Genomic DNA, 15,575 nt, shown 5'->3' with positions numbered 1-15,575 from the left:
ACCGTACGTACGGTGGTGTGAGAGGACGGAGGTTAATCACCTCCTCCTACTCGATTTTCTAATTTGTAATGCAATTGTTATATAGCTGTGATTTATGTAACAGTCTTGTGTGGTAAACTGAACATCGGAAGAAAAGAGGGGTTATATGTTATTTGATACACATGCACATTTAAATGCAACACAATTTCAAGAAGATGTAGAACAAGTCATTGAACGAGCACGTGCAGAAGGTGTGTCACATATTGTGGTTGTCGGCTTTGACCGCCCAACAATTGATCGGGCAATGGAGTTAGTTGAACAATATCCGTTTATTTATGCAGCTGTCGGATGGCATCCTGTTGATGCGATTCATATGACTGATGAAGACCTTAGCATGATTGAACGTTTAGCAGCACATCCGAAAGTCGTCGCACTCGGTGAAATGGGACTGGATTATTATTGGGACCAATCACCGAGAGAAGTACAAAAAGAAGTGTTTCGAAAACAAATTCGTTTAGCGAAAAAAGTGAAGCTACCGATTATTATACATAATCGTGATGCAACTGCTGATATCGTTGATATTTTACACGAAGAGAATGCAGGAGAAGTCGGAGGCGTAATGCATTGTTTTAGCGGAAGTATAGAAGTAGCCCGTCAATGTATGGATATGAATTTTTATATTTCGTTTGGTGGTCCTGTTACGTTTAAGAATGCAAAAAAACCGAAAGAAGTGGCAAAAGAAATTCCGCTTGATCGGCTACTTATTGAAACGGACTGTCCGTATTTAACGCCGCATCCGTTTCGTGGAAAGCGGAACGAACCAAGCTATGTAAAGTATGTTGCCGAAGCGATCGCCGAATTAAAAGGGTTATCTTTTGAAGAAGTTGCTCAAAAAACGTCCGACAACGCCAAGCGATTATTCGGCATTATTTGATAGAGAAACGTGTCGATTGATCGGAAGACTTGTCTAAAGAAAAGATGAAACATGATCGTTCTACATCTTTTTTCACAAGCATACAATAAGCTTGTCGACAAGTCTTTCTTCCCTTATGAAAGAATATTTTGAATAATAGATAATAAGCTTCATAGAAAGGGAGGGTCGTCACGGTTATCTATCGGAAAAGGAGGCGTTTTTATTTTGATTACGTATGTAAAAGTATTATTGCAATCGGCATCAAAGAAAAAGATTGCGCTAGCTACGGGAGGATTTTTGGCGTTATGTAGTATGACGGGATATGCAGGTTATGAATGGACAAAAGAAACGGTTACGTTATATGCGAACGGAGAAGAGCAGAAAGTGCGTACACACGCCAATACAGTTGCTGAGTTATTGAAAGAACAAAACATTAAGTTGAAACAAGAAGATTTTATCTCTCCCTCCCCACAAGCAAAAATTGTTGATCATTTGACGGTCAAATGGGAAGCGAGTAAGCCGATTGTACTCATTGTTGATGGGGTAGAAAAAAAGTTAAGAACAACGGCTAAAACTGTCAAAGATGTATTGCATATTCAACAAATCGAGCTTCGTGATTACGATCAAGTATCACCGAATGTTGATGAAAAAGTGCAAGAAAACATGAAAATTGTGATAAGTAAAGCATTTCCAATTACATTAAATGACGGCGGCAAACAACAGCAAGTTTGGTCTACTTCGACTACGGTCGCTGACTTTTTAGCTAAACAACATATTACATTACGGGAGATGGATCGCGTTCAACCAAAATTGAATGAAATGATTCAACCAAACACAAAAATAAACATTGTTCGAGTTGAAAAAGTCACCGATGTAGTGGAAGAACCAGTCAATTATATCGTTGTGAAAAAGAAAGATACACAATTAGAAAAAGGTAAACAAAAAGTACTTAGCGAAGGAGAAAAAGGACTTGTCGCTAAGCAATATGAAGTTATTTTAGAAAACGGAAAAGAAGTATCGCGTAAGCTTATTAAAACAGAGACAATTAAGCCAAGCAAAAATCGTATTGTTGCGATTGGAACGAAACCAGCTCCTAAAATGTTAGCTTCTCGTGGAAGTAATGAAGCGGGTGAAGAACTTTACGTGATCGCTACAGCGTATACAGCATATTGTAGTGGATGTTCTGGAACAACGGCAACGGGTGTCAACTTGCGTTCAAATCCAAACGCAAAAGTGATTGCTGTTGATCGGCGTGTCATTCCGCTTGGAACGAAAGTATACGTAGAAGGGTACGGATACGCTATTGCAGCGGATACAGGTGCGAATGTAAAGGGATATAAAATCGACTTATTTTTCCCTGATAAATCAGCTGCATATCGCTGGGGAACGAAACGTGTGAAAATAAAAATTATAAAATAACACAGAGGATTTCACGATCCTCTGTTTTTTTCGTTATAATGGGTGAAGAACACATGAGAGATGGAGGGTTTTATGAAGATTAAGGAAATTATCGTTGTTGAAGGGCGCGATGATACAGTAGCGATTCGTCGTGCGGTAGATGCCGATACGATTGAAACGAATGGAGCAGCCATTAATGATGAAACAATCGAACGCATTCGTTTAGCACAACAACAGCGAGGAGTAATTATTTTTACCGATCCTGATTATCCGGGTGAAAAAATTCGTAAAACAATTGCTGAACGTGTCCCGGGATGCAAGCATGCATTTTTAACGCGTGAAGAAGCGCGAGGAAAACATGGTAAAGGTCTCGGTGTTGAGCATGCTTCTGTTGAGGCGATTCGCACAGCACTATTGAGCGTGTACGAGGAAATGATTGATTCGGAAGAAGAAATCTCATTTCAACAGCTTGTCGATACAGGGTTAATTGGTGGCCCATTAGCACGCGCTCGCCGTGAGCGGTTAGGTCAATTATTAAAAATTGGATATACAAATGGAAAACAACTGCATAAACGGTTACAAATGTTTCAAATTTCAAAAGAACAATTTATAGAAGCGATGAAGCAAGTCATGCAGGAGGAAAAACATGTATAAAGATATTGCTACACCGACTCGTACAAAAGAAATTTTAGAGAAATATGGGTTTTCGTTCAAAAAAAGTCTTGGGCAAAATTTTTTGATTGAGCCGAATATTTTACACCGTATTGTTGATTTTGCTCAACTTTCTGAACGGACAGGTGTCATTGAAATTGGACCGGGAATCGGGGCGCTCACAGAGCAACTAGCACGGCGGGCAAAAAAAGTGGTCGCATTTGAAATCGATCAACGACTTCTTCCCATTTTGGCTGATACGCTTGCCCCATATTCAAACGTTTCGATTATTCATGAAGATATTTTAAAAGCAGATGTTCAACAAGTGATATCGGAACGGTTAGCGGATGTAGAAGATATTATGGTTGTTGCCAACTTGCCATATTACGTCACGACACCGATTATTATGAAGTTGTTAACGGATCGTTTACCTATTCGCGGAATGGTCGTTATGTTGCAAAAAGAAGTAGCAGAGCGCATGGCGGCAAAGCCTGGAACGAAAGACTACGGTTCCTTGACGATTGCTGTTCAATATTATACGCACGCGGAAACGGTCATGCATGTGCCACGAACTGTATTTATGCCAAAGCCAAATGTCGATTCTGCCGTTATTCGTTTATTGAAACGAGAGCAACCGGCTGTTCATGTGACGAATGAACAGTTTTTCTTTACGGTCGTTCGTGCGAGTTTTGGACAGCGGAGGAAAACAATTTTAAACAATTTAATGAGCCAATTGCCAAACGGCAAGGAGAAAAAAGCACAAATTGAAAAGGCACTTGAAAATGCCCATATCGATCCAAAACGCAGAGGAGAGACGCTCACCATTGCTGAGTTTGCTACATTAAGCGAACAACTATATCACATTTTTTATCAAGAGGCTTAATGCCTCTTTTTTTACACGTTCTATCCTTTCGTTGCATATGTTACAAACAAAACAAACGAAAGGGCGGATGTATATGATTCAAGTTGGGGACATTGTTGCGCGGAAATCGTATGAATGTGATGTTTTGTTTCGGGTTATTGATATCAAAGAAAAAGGGGGAGAAAAAGAAGCGATCTTATATGGGGAAGATGTTCGACTCGTAGCTGATGCTCCTTTTTCCGATTTAGTCGTGATTGATGAACGCGAAAAAAAGAGACGAAAAGAAGAAGAAAAGCAACATATTGAGGAATGCTACAAATTGTTGCGTCAAGATTATCGTTTGTTACGAGAAAAAAGCGAATATGAAGCGACAGGTGGATACGAAGTAAAAATGGATTTTTTTCAGCTTCCGGGAAGAGTGCTTCATATAGACGGCGATCCGCTTTATTTACGAAAGTGCATGCAGTTGTATGAGCGAATTGGGGTTCCGGTATATGGCGTTCATTGTCACGAAACAGACATGCCTGATCGTGTTATCCCACTACTTGAACAGGTTCGCCCTGATATTTTAGTTGTGACTGGCCATGATGCATATTCGAAGTCAAAAGGAGCAGTCGATGATTTAAAAGCGTATCGTCACTCGAAATATTTTGTACAAACGGTGAAGCAGGCTCGAAAAAAAATTCCAAATCTCGATCAACTTGTGATTTTTGCTGGAGCGTGTCAATCTCATTTTGAATCGCTTATTCGAGCAGGTGCTAATTTTGCAAGCTCTCCTGCGCGTGTCAATATTCATGCGCTTGATCCTGTATATATCGTTTCACGCATTAGCTTTACCCCTTTTATGGATCGTGTCAACGTATGGGATGTGTTAAGAAATACATTAACGGGAGAGAAGGGTCTTGGTGGTGTCGAAACGCGAGGCGTTTTACGAACGGGAATGCCATTTCGGACGATGGACGAGAAAAAATAACATAATTCTTGTCTTTTTGCCATTGTGGTGAGAAGACAAGAATATCATTTTGTTTTTTAACACTTTTTGTACATAATTTTTTTATTATTGTCCATAATAAAAACAAAAGTATTGACATAAAATATTTTTTGTTGATATAATTCTTATTTTTTGACTTATTCAATTTCGTTTGTTATACTACTTAATAGTGAGGTGGATACGATGGGAAAAACATTGTCGGAAATTAAAAAAGTGTTGGATTCGAATCTCGGTAAAAGATTGACGTTAAAGGCGAACGGTGGGCGTCGAAAAACAATTGAGCGTTGCGGCGTGTTAGCCCAAACATATCCGTCCGTATTTGTTGTTGAACTCGATCAAGAAGAAAACGCTTTTGAACGTGTATCATATAGTTATGCAGACGTGTTAACGGAGACGGTACAGCTTACATTTTTAGATGACGAACAAGTAGCGATGAGCAGCTCACATTCATGACGGTGAAGGAGGCGACCAATATCGGTGGTCTCTTTTTTTATGTGTATGGAAAAGGCACGTATTTGTTCACTATTTTTTGTGGTAAAATGTCGATAGGAGTTTGAAGTCGGAAAAGTAGGTGAACAGTTTGAGGTTGTTAGTGAAAGCACCAGCGAAAATTAATTTATCTCTCGATGTATTACATAAGCGTCCAGACGGTTACCATGAAGTCAATATGGTGATGACGACGATTGATTTAGCTGATCGTGTGGAGTTAACGGATTTGTACAGTAATACGATTCAAATTATTTCACACAATCGCTTTGTGCCAGATGATGAACGGAATTTAGCATATCAAGCAGCCAAACTGCTAAAAGAAAAGCTAGGTGTTCACCGTGGCGTAGCGATTTCTATCACGAAGCATATTCCTGTTGCGGCAGGTCTTGCAGGTGGAAGTAGCGATGCAGCAGCAACGTTGCGTGGATTAAATAAACTTTGGGGACTAGGTTTAAGTTTAGATGAACTCGCCGAAATTGGCGCGGAGATCGGATCGGATGTTCCGTTTTGCGTATATGGGGGGACGGCGGTTGCAAGAGGACGGGGAGAAAAAATTGAGCATATTCCGGCCCCGCCGCCATGTTGGGTCATTTTAGCTAAGCCCACAATCGGGGTATCAACAGCGGATGTATACAAAAATTTACAATTACAATCCGTTCATCATCCAGATGTAAATGGCATGGTTGAGGCTATTAAAGAGAAAAATTATGAAAAAATTTGTGCGCTCGCTGGGAACGTATTAGAAAGTGTCACATTAAACATGCATCCTGAAGTGGCGCAAATTAAAGAACAAATGAAACGTTTTGGCGCAGATGTATCATTAATGAGCGGAAGTGGACCGACTGTGTTTGGTCTTGTGCAACACGATTCACGTTTACAACGTGTATATAACGGCCTGCGCGGTTTTTGTGAACATGTATATGCTGTTCGATTAATTGGAGAAAGGCATGAACAATAAGGAGGTTATCACATGAAATTAAGGCGGAGTAGTCGGCTTGTAGATATGACGCATTATTTGCTTTACCATCCACATCAGCTCGTCCCGCTTACTTTTTTTGCGGAACGATACGGATCAGCGAAATCGTCAATTAGCGAAGATTTAGCTATTATTAAGCAAACGTTTGAACAACAAGGAATCGGTTTGTTGCGTACGCTTCCTGGAGCGGCTGGGGGAGTGCAATATGTCCCGAAAATGTCGGAAGCGGAAGCAAAACAGTTTATTCAGCAATTATGTACAAGCCTAGCAGACCCTGAGCGATTATTACCAGGGGGATATTTGTACATGACGGATTTGCTCGGTGATACGCGCATCGTCAACCAAATTGGGCGTCTATATGCTTCTGCGTTTGCACATGAGCATATTGATTTTGTTGTGACAGTTGCGACAAAAGGGATTCCCCTAGCCTATGCTGTTGCGAGCTTTTTAAATGTACCTGTCGTCATTATTCGCCGTGACAGTAAAGTGACAGAAGGGTCAATGGTCAGTATCAACTACGTATCTGGTTCATCTAAACGTATTCAAACGATGGTGCTATCGAAGCGGAGTTTAAAAGAAGGCGCCAACGTCTTAATTGTGGATGACTTTATGAAAGCGGGCGGAACGATTAATGGCATGATTAGTTTACTTGCAGAATTTCGCGCAAATGTTGTTGGTATTGGTGTTCTTGTCGAGTCGGAAGAAGCAGAAGAACGACTCGTTGATGAATATGTTTCTCTTGTGAAACTCACATCTGTTAATGTGAAAGAAAAACAAATTACAGTAGAAGAAGGAAACTACTTTCATTTTGTCAAATAAATAAAGTGATTTTACATACAGGAGGAAGAGACATGAAAGTTGTACACACGAATCGAGCTCCACAAGCGATTGGACCATACTCCCAAGGTATTATCGTTAACAATATGTTTTACAGCTCTGGGCAAATTGCTTTAACGCCGGAAGGGGAAATGGTACAAGGAGACATTCAAGCACAAACGCATCAAGTATTCAAAAACTTACAAGCCGTACTTGAAGCGGCAGGAGCGTCTTTAGAAACAGTTGTGAAAACAACAGTGTTTTTAAAAGACATGAATGATTTTGCAGCGATGAATGAAGTATATGGACAATATTTTCGCGATCATAAACCAGCGCGTTCCGCTGTTGAAGTTGCCCGCTTACCAAAAGATGCTTTAATTGAAATTGAAGTCGTTGCGCTTGTCAAACAATCGTAAAAAAAATTTTTTTATGTTAGCAGGAAAATAAAAAACGACGTGGAATAAATTCACTTAAGTTCTTATATAGGGAAAAGGTGGTGAACAGAATGGAAGTGACTGACGTGAGATTACGCCGCGTGAATACCGAAGGACGTATGAGAGCGATTGCCTCAATTACGTTGGATCATGAATTTGTCGTTCATGATATCCGTGTGATTGAAGGCAATAACGGCTTGTTTGTCGCTATGCCAAGCAAGCGTACTCCTGACGGGGAATTCCGTGACATCGCTCATCCAATTAACTCAACAACCCGCGGGAAAATCCAAGAGGCTGTTTTAGCCGAGTATCACCGTGCTGGTGAGTTGGAAAAAGAGCTTGAAGAAGCAGGTGCTTCGTAAATCATAACAGAGGACCCTTTCGTTAAAAAAGGGTCCTTTTCATATGAAAATAATGTTCATCCTATTAGTAAAGAACATATAGTGAAAATGATGAATTTTTTTGGTAGATGACAATGTTTCCTTGAAATACATACATAATTGATATATATTCAATATGGATAAAGAGAGGTATGGAGGCCTTACGATGAAACGATATGCGATCATTTTAGCGGCTGGACAGGGGACGCGTATGCGTTCAAAGCTTTATAAAGTGTTACACCCTGTCTGTGGGAAGCCGATGGTACAACATGTAGTGGATGCCATTTCTACGTTACATGTCGATCGATTAATTACCGTTGTTGGTTTTGGAGCAGAACGAGTCAAAGAACAACTCGGCAATCAAAGTGAGTACGTCATTCAAGAACAACAGCTTGGGACAGCACATGCTGTCATGCAAGCAGCACCTCATTTAGCTGATAAAGATGGTGTGACTCTCGTTGTTTGCGGAGATACACCACTGATCACCTCAGAAATGATGGAAGCGCTTTTACAACATCATTTACAGACGAAAGCGAAAGCAACCATTTTAACCGCCCTTGCAGAAGATCCAACTGGATATGGTCGCATTGTCCGCAATCAAGATGGACATGTCGAAAAAATTGTAGAACATAAAGATGCAACAGAAGAAGAGCGAATGATTCGTGAAATTAATACAGGAACGTATTGTTTTGATAATCGTGCGCTATTTGAAGCGCTTACGAAAGTGTCGAACGATAATGCGCAAGGGGAATATTATTTACCAGATGTCATCGAAATTTTGAAAAAACAAGGCGAAATCATTTCAGCGTACGAAACGCCAATATTTGAAGAAACGTTAGGTGTAAACGACCGCATTGCCCTTGCTCAAGCAGAAAAAATTATGCGTATGCGCATTCACCGACAACATATGGCAAATGGTGTGACAATCATTGATCCTGAGCATACGTATATAGCACCTGATGTGCACATTGGACAGGATACGATCATTTATCCTGGGACATGGATTGAAGGCTATACGGTAATTGGTGAAAATTGCATCATCGGACCGAATAGCGAAATTAAAAATAGTCGTATTGGTGACAATACATCGATTCGTCATTCTGTTGTACATGACAGCGAAGTAGGCAAAGATGTAACGATCGGTCCATTTGCCCACATTCGTCCGCTATCTAAAATTGGCGACGATGTGAGAATCGGAAACTTCGTTGAAATTAAAAAAGCGACGTTTGGAAATGGAAGTAAAGCATCGCACTTAAGCTATATCGGAGATGCTGAAGTAGGTGCTGATGTAAATATCGGTTGTGGTACGATTACGGTAAATTATGATGGGGTAAATAAATATGTGACAAAAATTGAAGATGGTGCGTTTATCGGTTGCAACTCGAACTTGATTGCCCCTGTCGTTGTAGGAAGCGGAGCGTATATAGCGGCTGGCTCAACTATTACCGATGATGTACCTAACCGCGCTTTAGCTATTGCGCGCGCTCGGCAAACAAATAAAGAAAATTATGTTGAACGTCTACAAGAAAAGAAAAAATCCTAATGGAGGTTTACTTACCCATGTCTCAGTATTTGAATTCTAATTTAAAGTTATTTTCGTTAAATTCGAATCCGATTTTAGCCCAAGAAATCGCAAAAGTCATTGGTGTTGAACTAGGAAAATGTTCCGTTTCTCGTTTTAGCGACGGAGAAATTCAAATTAACATTGAAGAAAGCATTCGGGGATGCGATGTTTATGTTATTCAATCAACAAGCGCGCCTGTAAATGAACATTTGATGGAATTGCTTATTATGATTGATGCCTTAAAGCGGGCATCTGCTAAAACAATTAACATTGTTATGCCGTACTACGGATATGCTCGTCAAGATCGCAAAGCGCGTTCTCGTGAGCCGATTACGGCGAAATTAGTTGCCAATTTATTAGAAACAGCTGGTGCTTCTCGCGTCATTACGCTTGATTTGCACGCACCGCAAATTCAAGGATTTTTTGATATTCCAATCGATCATTTAATGGGAGTTCCGATTTTAGCAGATTACTTTAAAGAAAAGCAACTTGATGATATCGTTATCGTTTCTCCAGACCATGGCGGTGTGACGCGCGCACGAAAAATGGCAGATCGTTTAAAAGCGCCGATTGCTATTATTGACAAACGTCGTCCAAAACCAAATGTAGCAGAAGTGATGAATATCATTGGGAATGTACAAGGAAAAACGACGATTTTAGTGGACGATATTATTGATACAGCTGGTACGATTACTTTAGCAGCAAATGCGTTAGCTGAGCATGGGGCAAAAGAAGTATATGCGTGTTGTACGCACCCAGTTTTATCAGGGCCAGCGATTGAGCGAATTCAAAACTCAAAAATTAAAGAGCTTGTTGTCACGAATACAATTGCGATTCCTGAAGAAAAGAAAACGGATAAAATTGTCGAGCTATCTGTTGCTCCTCTTATCGGTGAAGCAATTATTCGTGTGCATGAAGAACAATCGATTAGCGCGTTGTTCGATTAATGACGTTTAGACCTTCCTATTTTGGGGGAAGCTATGAGCGATTCTAAAGTAGGAAGGTGATTTCATTGTTACAACTTCAATTACGTTCAGATCATCGACGTTCTTATGTGAAACAAATGCGGAAACAAGGTCATATTCCGGCCGTTTTGTACGGAAAAACGACGAGTAGCCAATCGGTTTTTGTTGAAGCGGCTGAGTTTTTGAAGCAATGGCGGGCTGTTGGCGGGAGCGGTCTTTTAGATGCTAAATTAAATGACGATTATATTCGCATTATCGTTCGTGATATGCAAAAACATCCGATTCGTCATGATATTATTCATATTGACTTTTTAGCTATTGATGCAAAAACAGAAATAGCTGTTCACGTTCCTATCCATCTCATTGGTGAAGCAGCCGGTGTCAAAGATGGAGGTGTATTGCAACAGGCGATGCATCAATTATCCATTCGAGCGTTACCGTCAAACATCCCGCCATCCATTGATATCGATATAACTAATTTGCAAGTAAGCGATGTTGTTACAGTTTCACATATTCAAACAAACGGTGCTTATGAAATCAATCACGACCCGACAGAAGTGATTGCGTCGATTTTGCCACCGAAACAAGAGGAAGAAATTCATAGCGGTGAAGAACAAGAGCCGGGAAAACCAGAATCGGAAGAAGGACGGGAAACAACGCCGTGACGGACGTAGCCATCATTGGTTACGTCTTTTGCAGTATGGAGAGAAGGAGCAGAAGAAATGGCAAAACTGTTTGTTGGTTTAGGTAATCCAGGGAAAGAATACGAGCAAACAAGACATAATGTAGGGTTTATAGTGATTGACGAGCTCGCACGTCGCTGGGGGCTCACGCTTAACCAAACAAAGTTTCAAGGTATATTTGCAAGCGGCATCGTTTTAGGTGAAAAGGTTATATTATGCAAACCGCTTACATATATGAACTTATCGGGTGAATGTGTTCGACCGTTAGTGGATTATTATAATATTGATATCGATGAAATGATTGTCATTTATGACGATTTAGATTTGCCAACCGGAACGGTTCGCTTGCGTCCAAAGGGAAGCGCTGGCGGTCATAATGGCATGAAATCAATTATTCATCATTTGAAAACAGAGCAATTTAAGCGCATTCGTATCGGCATTGATCGGCCGAAAAATGGAATGAGAGTGAGTGACTACGTATTAGGGCGATGGACGGCGGAAGAAAAAATACAGATCGAACAGGCGATTCAAAAAGCTGCTGATGCGTGTGAACGATCGTTGCAAATTCCGTTTGCGCAAGTGATGAACGAATTTAACAAGTAATGAATAATTCCCGACTAAATGGTTCAAAATGTATTCGATTAAAACAACCATTTAGGAGGAGCAAGCATGGCGTTACACTATTATTGCCGACATTGTGGCGTAAAAATTGGAACAATTGATGCACTAGCGCTAGAGAGTGAGCAATTGGGCTTTCATCGACTAACAGAAGAAGAAAGATTAGATATGATTCAATATCTTCCGACAGGAGAAATTTGTGTAAAAGCAATTTGCGAAGATTGTCAAGAGGCGTTAGATCGGAATCCCGATCTTCATCAATATGAAAAATTTATTCAATGATGGGCTTTGGGGCACCCAAAGCATTTTTGTATTTATGTTTGGAGAGGAGGGAATTTTTTGCGAGGGTTACGACAATATTTTATCAATCATGCGGACATGCAATCGGTTGCAGAAGGGATTCGCAATGGATTAAAGGAGCAGCTTGTAACAGGTTTATCCGGCTCTGCTCGTTCTGTTTTCATTTCTTCTTTATATGAGAATACTGAGCGCCCTTTATGTATTGTGACGCACAATTTATTTCAAGCGCAAAAAATATATGACGATCTCATTCAATTAATTGATGAGGAAGAAGTTCTTCTTTATCCTGTCAATGAATTAATTGCAGCTGAATTAGCTGTAGCTAGTCCAGAATTACGGGCGCAACGCTTAGAGGTGTTGAACTATTGGTGTGAACGAAAAAAAGGAATTGTCATTGCTCCTATAGCTGCGCTTCGACGATTATTACCACCGAAAGATGTATGGCAACGTTATCAACTTCATTTTCGCGTCGGTGAGCAAATGGATGTAGAACATTGTTTGAAGCAATTTGTTGCAATGGGATATGAACGTGTATCTGCTGTTTCGACTCCCGGGGAATTTAGCGTTCGAGGAGGCATTATTGATATTTATCCGCTTACAGCCGATCTTCCTTATCGTATTGAGCTATTTGATGTGGAGATCGAGTCGATTCGAACGTTCTCCATTGACGATCAACGTTCAATAGCTGAGATAAACGAGGTGTTAATCGGACCGGCAACTGAATTGATCGTTGAACAACAAAATATAGACGAAGCGATTCAGCGGTTAGAGGCGAAATTTCATAATACGCTGCAACATATTCATGATGAAAAAACGAAAAATCGTTTATTTGAACATGTGTCATTTGAATTAGAGCAGTTGAAAAACGGGAAATCAATCGAAGAAATGTATAAATATTTCTCACTCTTCTATCCTTCAGCTGCAAGTTTGCTAGATTATATTCCAGAGCACGGTGTTGTTGTCATTGATGAAATGAGTCGCATTCAAGAAGTAGCAGAAAAATTAGAGCAAGAAGAGGCAGAATGGTATACGAATTTATTAGAAGAAGGAAAAATTGTGCAGAGTATCTCGATTTCTCATTCGTTCTCAGAAGTATTGCAAAAGCGGTTGAGATCAACGATTTACTTATCTTTATTTTTACGTCATATTCCATATACACATCCTCAAAATATTGTTAATGTATCTTGTAAACAAATGCAAGTGTTTTATAGTCAAATGCAGTTGTTAAAGGGAGAAATTGAGCGGTGGCAAAAAGGGAATTATGCTGTCGTTTTGTTAGCAGGAAATGAAGAGCGAGCGAAAAAACTGAAACAAACGTTAGAAGATTATGAGATTGATGCTGTCCAAATCGGGAAAGATGATGCATTATTGCACGGTAAATGTCAAATTGCTCCATCCGGGTTAGTTGCAGGTTTTGAATTGCCGATGCAAAAACTCGCTGTCATTACAGAAGAAGAGCTATTTAAAAAGCGAATGAAACGTCCTGTGCGACGCCAAAAATTGTCGAATGCGGAACGAATTAAAAGTTATACAGATTTAAAAGTTGGCGACTATGTCGTCCACGTCAATCATGGAATCGGAAAATATTTAGGAATCGAAACGCTAGAAATTAACGGCATTCATAAAGATTACATTCACATTCAATATCAAGGGAATGATACGTTATACGTTCCTGTTGATCAAATGGATCTCGTCCAAAAATATGTCGGTTCAGAAGGAAAAGAGCCGAAAATTTATAAATTAGGTGGAACAGAGTGGAAGAAAGTAAAAAAGAAAGTAGAGTCTTCTGTTCAGGATATTGCCGAGGACTTGATGAAATTATATGCAGAGCGAGAAGCGAGCAAAGGGTACGCTTTTTCACCGGATAACGAGATGCAAAGGGAATTTGAAGCGGCGTTCCCATATCAAGAGACGGAAGATCAGCTTCGTTCCATTCGTGAAATTAAACGCGATATGGAAAGCGAACGGCCGATGGATCGATTGCTATGTGGGGATGTTGGTTATGGAAAAACAGAAGTCGCATTGCGTGCTGCATTTAAAGCGATTATGGACGGAAAACAAGTCGCATTTCTCGTTCCAACGACCATTTTAGCCCAGCAACATTATGAAACGGTCCGTGAACGTTTCCAAGGATATCCGATTAACATCGGTTTATTGAGTCGTTTTCGCACGAAAAAGCAACAAACCGAAACAATCCAAGGCTTAAAAGACGGTACGATTGATATGGTGATTGGAACACATCGGCTTTTATCAAAAGACGTATCGTTTAAAGATCTAGGTTTATTAATTATTGACGAGGAGCAACGGTTCGGTGTTGCCCATAAGGAAAGAATTAAACAACTAAAAACAAATATCGATGTATTAACGTTAACCGCTACACCGATTCCGCGCACGTTACATATGTCGCTTATCGGTGTCCGCGATCTGTCCGTCATCGAAACACCTCCGGAAAATCGTTTCCCTGTACAAACGTATGTGATGGAATACAGTCCAATCATTGTGCGAGAGGCGATTGAACGCGAAATGGCGCGCGGAGGACAAGTGTTTTTTCTTTATAATCGCGTTGAAGATATTGATCGAAAGGCAGAAGAAATTTCGGCGCTCGTGCCTGATGCTCGCGTGACATATGCACACGGAAGAATGTCCGAACATGAATTAGAGGCAGTCATGCTTGCGTTTTTAGAAGGTCAGTATGATGTGTTAGTGAGCACGACGATCATCGAAACAGGTGTTGACATTCCAAATGTGAATACGTTAATCGTTTATGATGCAGATAAAATGGGGCTTTCACAACTATATCAATTGCGAGGGCGTGTGGGACGTTCTAACCGCATTGCATATGCGTATTTTACGTATCGAAAAGATAAGGTGTTAAATGAAGTAGCAGAAAAACGATTACAAGCAATTAAGGAATTTACAGAGCTTGGATCAGGATTTAAAATTGCGATGCGTGATTTGTCTATTCGTGGAGCTGGGAACTTATTAGGGGCGCAGCAACACGGGTTTATTGATTCCGTTGGTTTTGAGCTTTATTCTCAAATGTTGAAAGAAGCGATTGAGGAACGACGAGGAACGAAGCAAGAAAAACCGTTTGAAGTGGAGATTGATTTAGAAATTGATGCGTATATCCCAGAGCACTACATTACAAATGAACAACAAAAAATTGAGATGTATAAGCGATTCCGTGGACTTGATTCGTTAGAAGAACTGGAGCAATTGCGAGAAGAAATGTTGGATCGCTTCGGTGATTATCCAGACGAAGTGGCTTATTTATTCCAAATTGCCGAAATAAAAATATATGCCAAACAGCATCTCATTCAGTCCATTAAACAGACGAAGCAAGAAATTACAATTTTATTTTCACAAGAAATGACAAAGCAAATTGATGTTAGTCAATTGTTTAAGCTCGGTGAACCGTATGGCAGAAATGTTGGTTTCGGCATGGATGGAGATTGCTTCAAAATTGTCGTTCATGCAAAAGGAATGAAACCGCAACAATGGTTAATGATCATTTATGAGTTGCTAAAAGGGTTAAAATATGCTAAAAAATAATTGA

Annotated in this window: 16 protein-coding genes; all 16 read left to right on the top strand. The window is 40.2% G+C overall.

Going from position 1 to position 15,575, the window contains the following annotated elements; all coding sequences use genetic code 11:
• The first annotated feature begins 145 nt into the window (after nucleotides 1–145).
• The 16 genes from CS060_RS10710 to mfd all read left to right on the top strand — a co-directional run bounded on the left by CS060_RS10710 (nucleotide 146) and on the right by mfd (nucleotide 15,571).
• Nucleotides 146–913, top strand: coding sequence for a TatD family hydrolase (locus CS060_RS10710; RefSeq protein ID WP_035048425.1), 768 nt, complete (start codon nucleotides 146–148; stop codon nucleotides 911–913).
• Nucleotides 914–1,117: 204 nt separating this feature from the next.
• Nucleotides 1,118–2,311 carry a resuscitation-promoting factor gene (locus tag CS060_RS10705; RefSeq protein WP_099668948.1) on the top strand — a complete coding sequence of 398 codons (1,194 nt, stop codon included), beginning with the start codon at nucleotides 1,118–1,120 and terminating at the stop codon, nucleotides 2,309–2,311.
• A gap of 60 nt (nucleotides 2,312–2,371) precedes the next feature.
• The gene (gene rnmV / locus CS060_RS10700; protein WP_035048422.1) at nucleotides 2,372–2,944 is read left to right on the top strand and encodes a ribonuclease M5; all 573 of its coding nucleotides are present in this window, start codon (nucleotides 2,372–2,374) and stop codon (nucleotides 2,942–2,944) included.
• A complete protein-coding gene (rsmA, locus tag CS060_RS10695; RefSeq protein ID WP_099668947.1) occupies nucleotides 2,937–3,824 on the top strand; it encodes a 16S rRNA (adenine(1518)-N(6)/adenine(1519)-N(6))-dimethyltransferase RsmA in 888 nt (295 codons plus the stop codon). Before rnmV ends, rsmA begins: the two co-directional genes overlap by 8 nt.
• 67 nt (nucleotides 3,825–3,891) lie before the next feature.
• A complete protein-coding gene (gene yabG / locus CS060_RS10690) occupies nucleotides 3,892–4,776 on the top strand; it encodes a sporulation peptidase YabG (RefSeq protein WP_442752120.1) in 885 nt (294 codons plus the stop codon).
• A 201-nt stretch (nucleotides 4,777–4,977) separates the two neighbouring features.
• Entirely contained in the window at nucleotides 4,978–5,247 is a 270-nt protein-coding gene (gene veg, locus CS060_RS10685; protein ID WP_004888526.1) for a biofilm formation stimulator Veg, read from the top strand.
• A gap of 127 nt (nucleotides 5,248–5,374) precedes the next feature.
• Nucleotides 5,375–6,241: a 4-(cytidine 5'-diphospho)-2-C-methyl-D-erythritol kinase gene (gene ispE, locus CS060_RS10680; protein ID WP_035050686.1), complete on the top strand. Its 867-nt coding sequence runs from the start codon at nucleotides 5,375–5,377 to the stop codon at nucleotides 6,239–6,241.
• Nucleotides 6,242–6,253: 12 nt separating this feature from the next.
• Nucleotides 6,254–7,078, top strand: coding sequence for a pur operon repressor (purR, locus tag CS060_RS10675; protein ID WP_035050684.1), 825 nt, complete (start codon nucleotides 6,254–6,256; stop codon nucleotides 7,076–7,078).
• Nucleotides 7,079–7,110: 32 nt separating this feature from the next.
• Nucleotides 7,111–7,491, top strand: a complete 381-nt coding sequence (locus CS060_RS10670) for a RidA family protein (protein WP_035050682.1) — start codon at nucleotides 7,111–7,113, stop codon at nucleotides 7,489–7,491.
• Between the two features lie 89 nt (nucleotides 7,492–7,580).
• A complete protein-coding gene (gene spoVG / locus CS060_RS10665) occupies nucleotides 7,581–7,871 on the top strand; it encodes a septation regulator SpoVG (RefSeq protein ID WP_003398210.1) in 291 nt (96 codons plus the stop codon).
• A 184-nt stretch (nucleotides 7,872–8,055) separates the two neighbouring features.
• Nucleotides 8,056–9,432 (top strand): bifunctional UDP-N-acetylglucosamine diphosphorylase/glucosamine-1-phosphate N-acetyltransferase GlmU, encoded by a 1,377-nt coding sequence (glmU, locus tag CS060_RS10660; protein ID WP_035050680.1) that lies wholly within the window; start codon nucleotides 8,056–8,058, stop codon nucleotides 9,430–9,432.
• A gap of 17 nt (nucleotides 9,433–9,449) precedes the next feature.
• Nucleotides 9,450–10,400: a ribose-phosphate diphosphokinase gene (locus CS060_RS10655; RefSeq protein WP_099668946.1), complete on the top strand. Its 951-nt coding sequence runs from the start codon at nucleotides 9,450–9,452 to the stop codon at nucleotides 10,398–10,400.
• Between the two features lie 56 nt (nucleotides 10,401–10,456).
• A complete protein-coding gene (locus CS060_RS10650; protein WP_035050678.1) occupies nucleotides 10,457–11,083 on the top strand; it encodes a 50S ribosomal protein L25/general stress protein Ctc in 627 nt (208 codons plus the stop codon).
• Between the two features lie 57 nt (nucleotides 11,084–11,140).
• Nucleotides 11,141–11,704 carry an aminoacyl-tRNA hydrolase gene (gene pth / locus CS060_RS10645; protein WP_035050676.1) on the top strand — a complete coding sequence of 188 codons (564 nt, stop codon included), beginning with the start codon at nucleotides 11,141–11,143 and terminating at the stop codon, nucleotides 11,702–11,704.
• A gap of 66 nt (nucleotides 11,705–11,770) precedes the next feature.
• Nucleotides 11,771–12,001: an anti-sigma-F factor Fin gene (gene fin, locus CS060_RS10640; protein WP_035050674.1), complete on the top strand. Its 231-nt coding sequence runs from the start codon at nucleotides 11,771–11,773 to the stop codon at nucleotides 11,999–12,001.
• A 57-nt stretch (nucleotides 12,002–12,058) separates the two neighbouring features.
• Nucleotides 12,059–15,571 carry a transcription-repair coupling factor gene (mfd, locus tag CS060_RS10635; protein ID WP_099668945.1) on the top strand — a complete coding sequence of 1,171 codons (3,513 nt, stop codon included), beginning with the start codon at nucleotides 12,059–12,061 and terminating at the stop codon, nucleotides 15,569–15,571.
• Nucleotides 15,572–15,575 lie beyond the last annotated feature (4 nt).

Origin of the sequence: Anoxybacillus flavithermus, from assembly GCF_002742685.1 — a bacterium.
GTDB lineage: Bacteria > Bacillota > Bacilli > Bacillales > Anoxybacillaceae > Anoxybacillus > Anoxybacillus flavithermus_E.
Note: the sequence above shows the minus strand (reverse complement) of the source record. Positions and strands in the feature narration are given on the sequence as shown.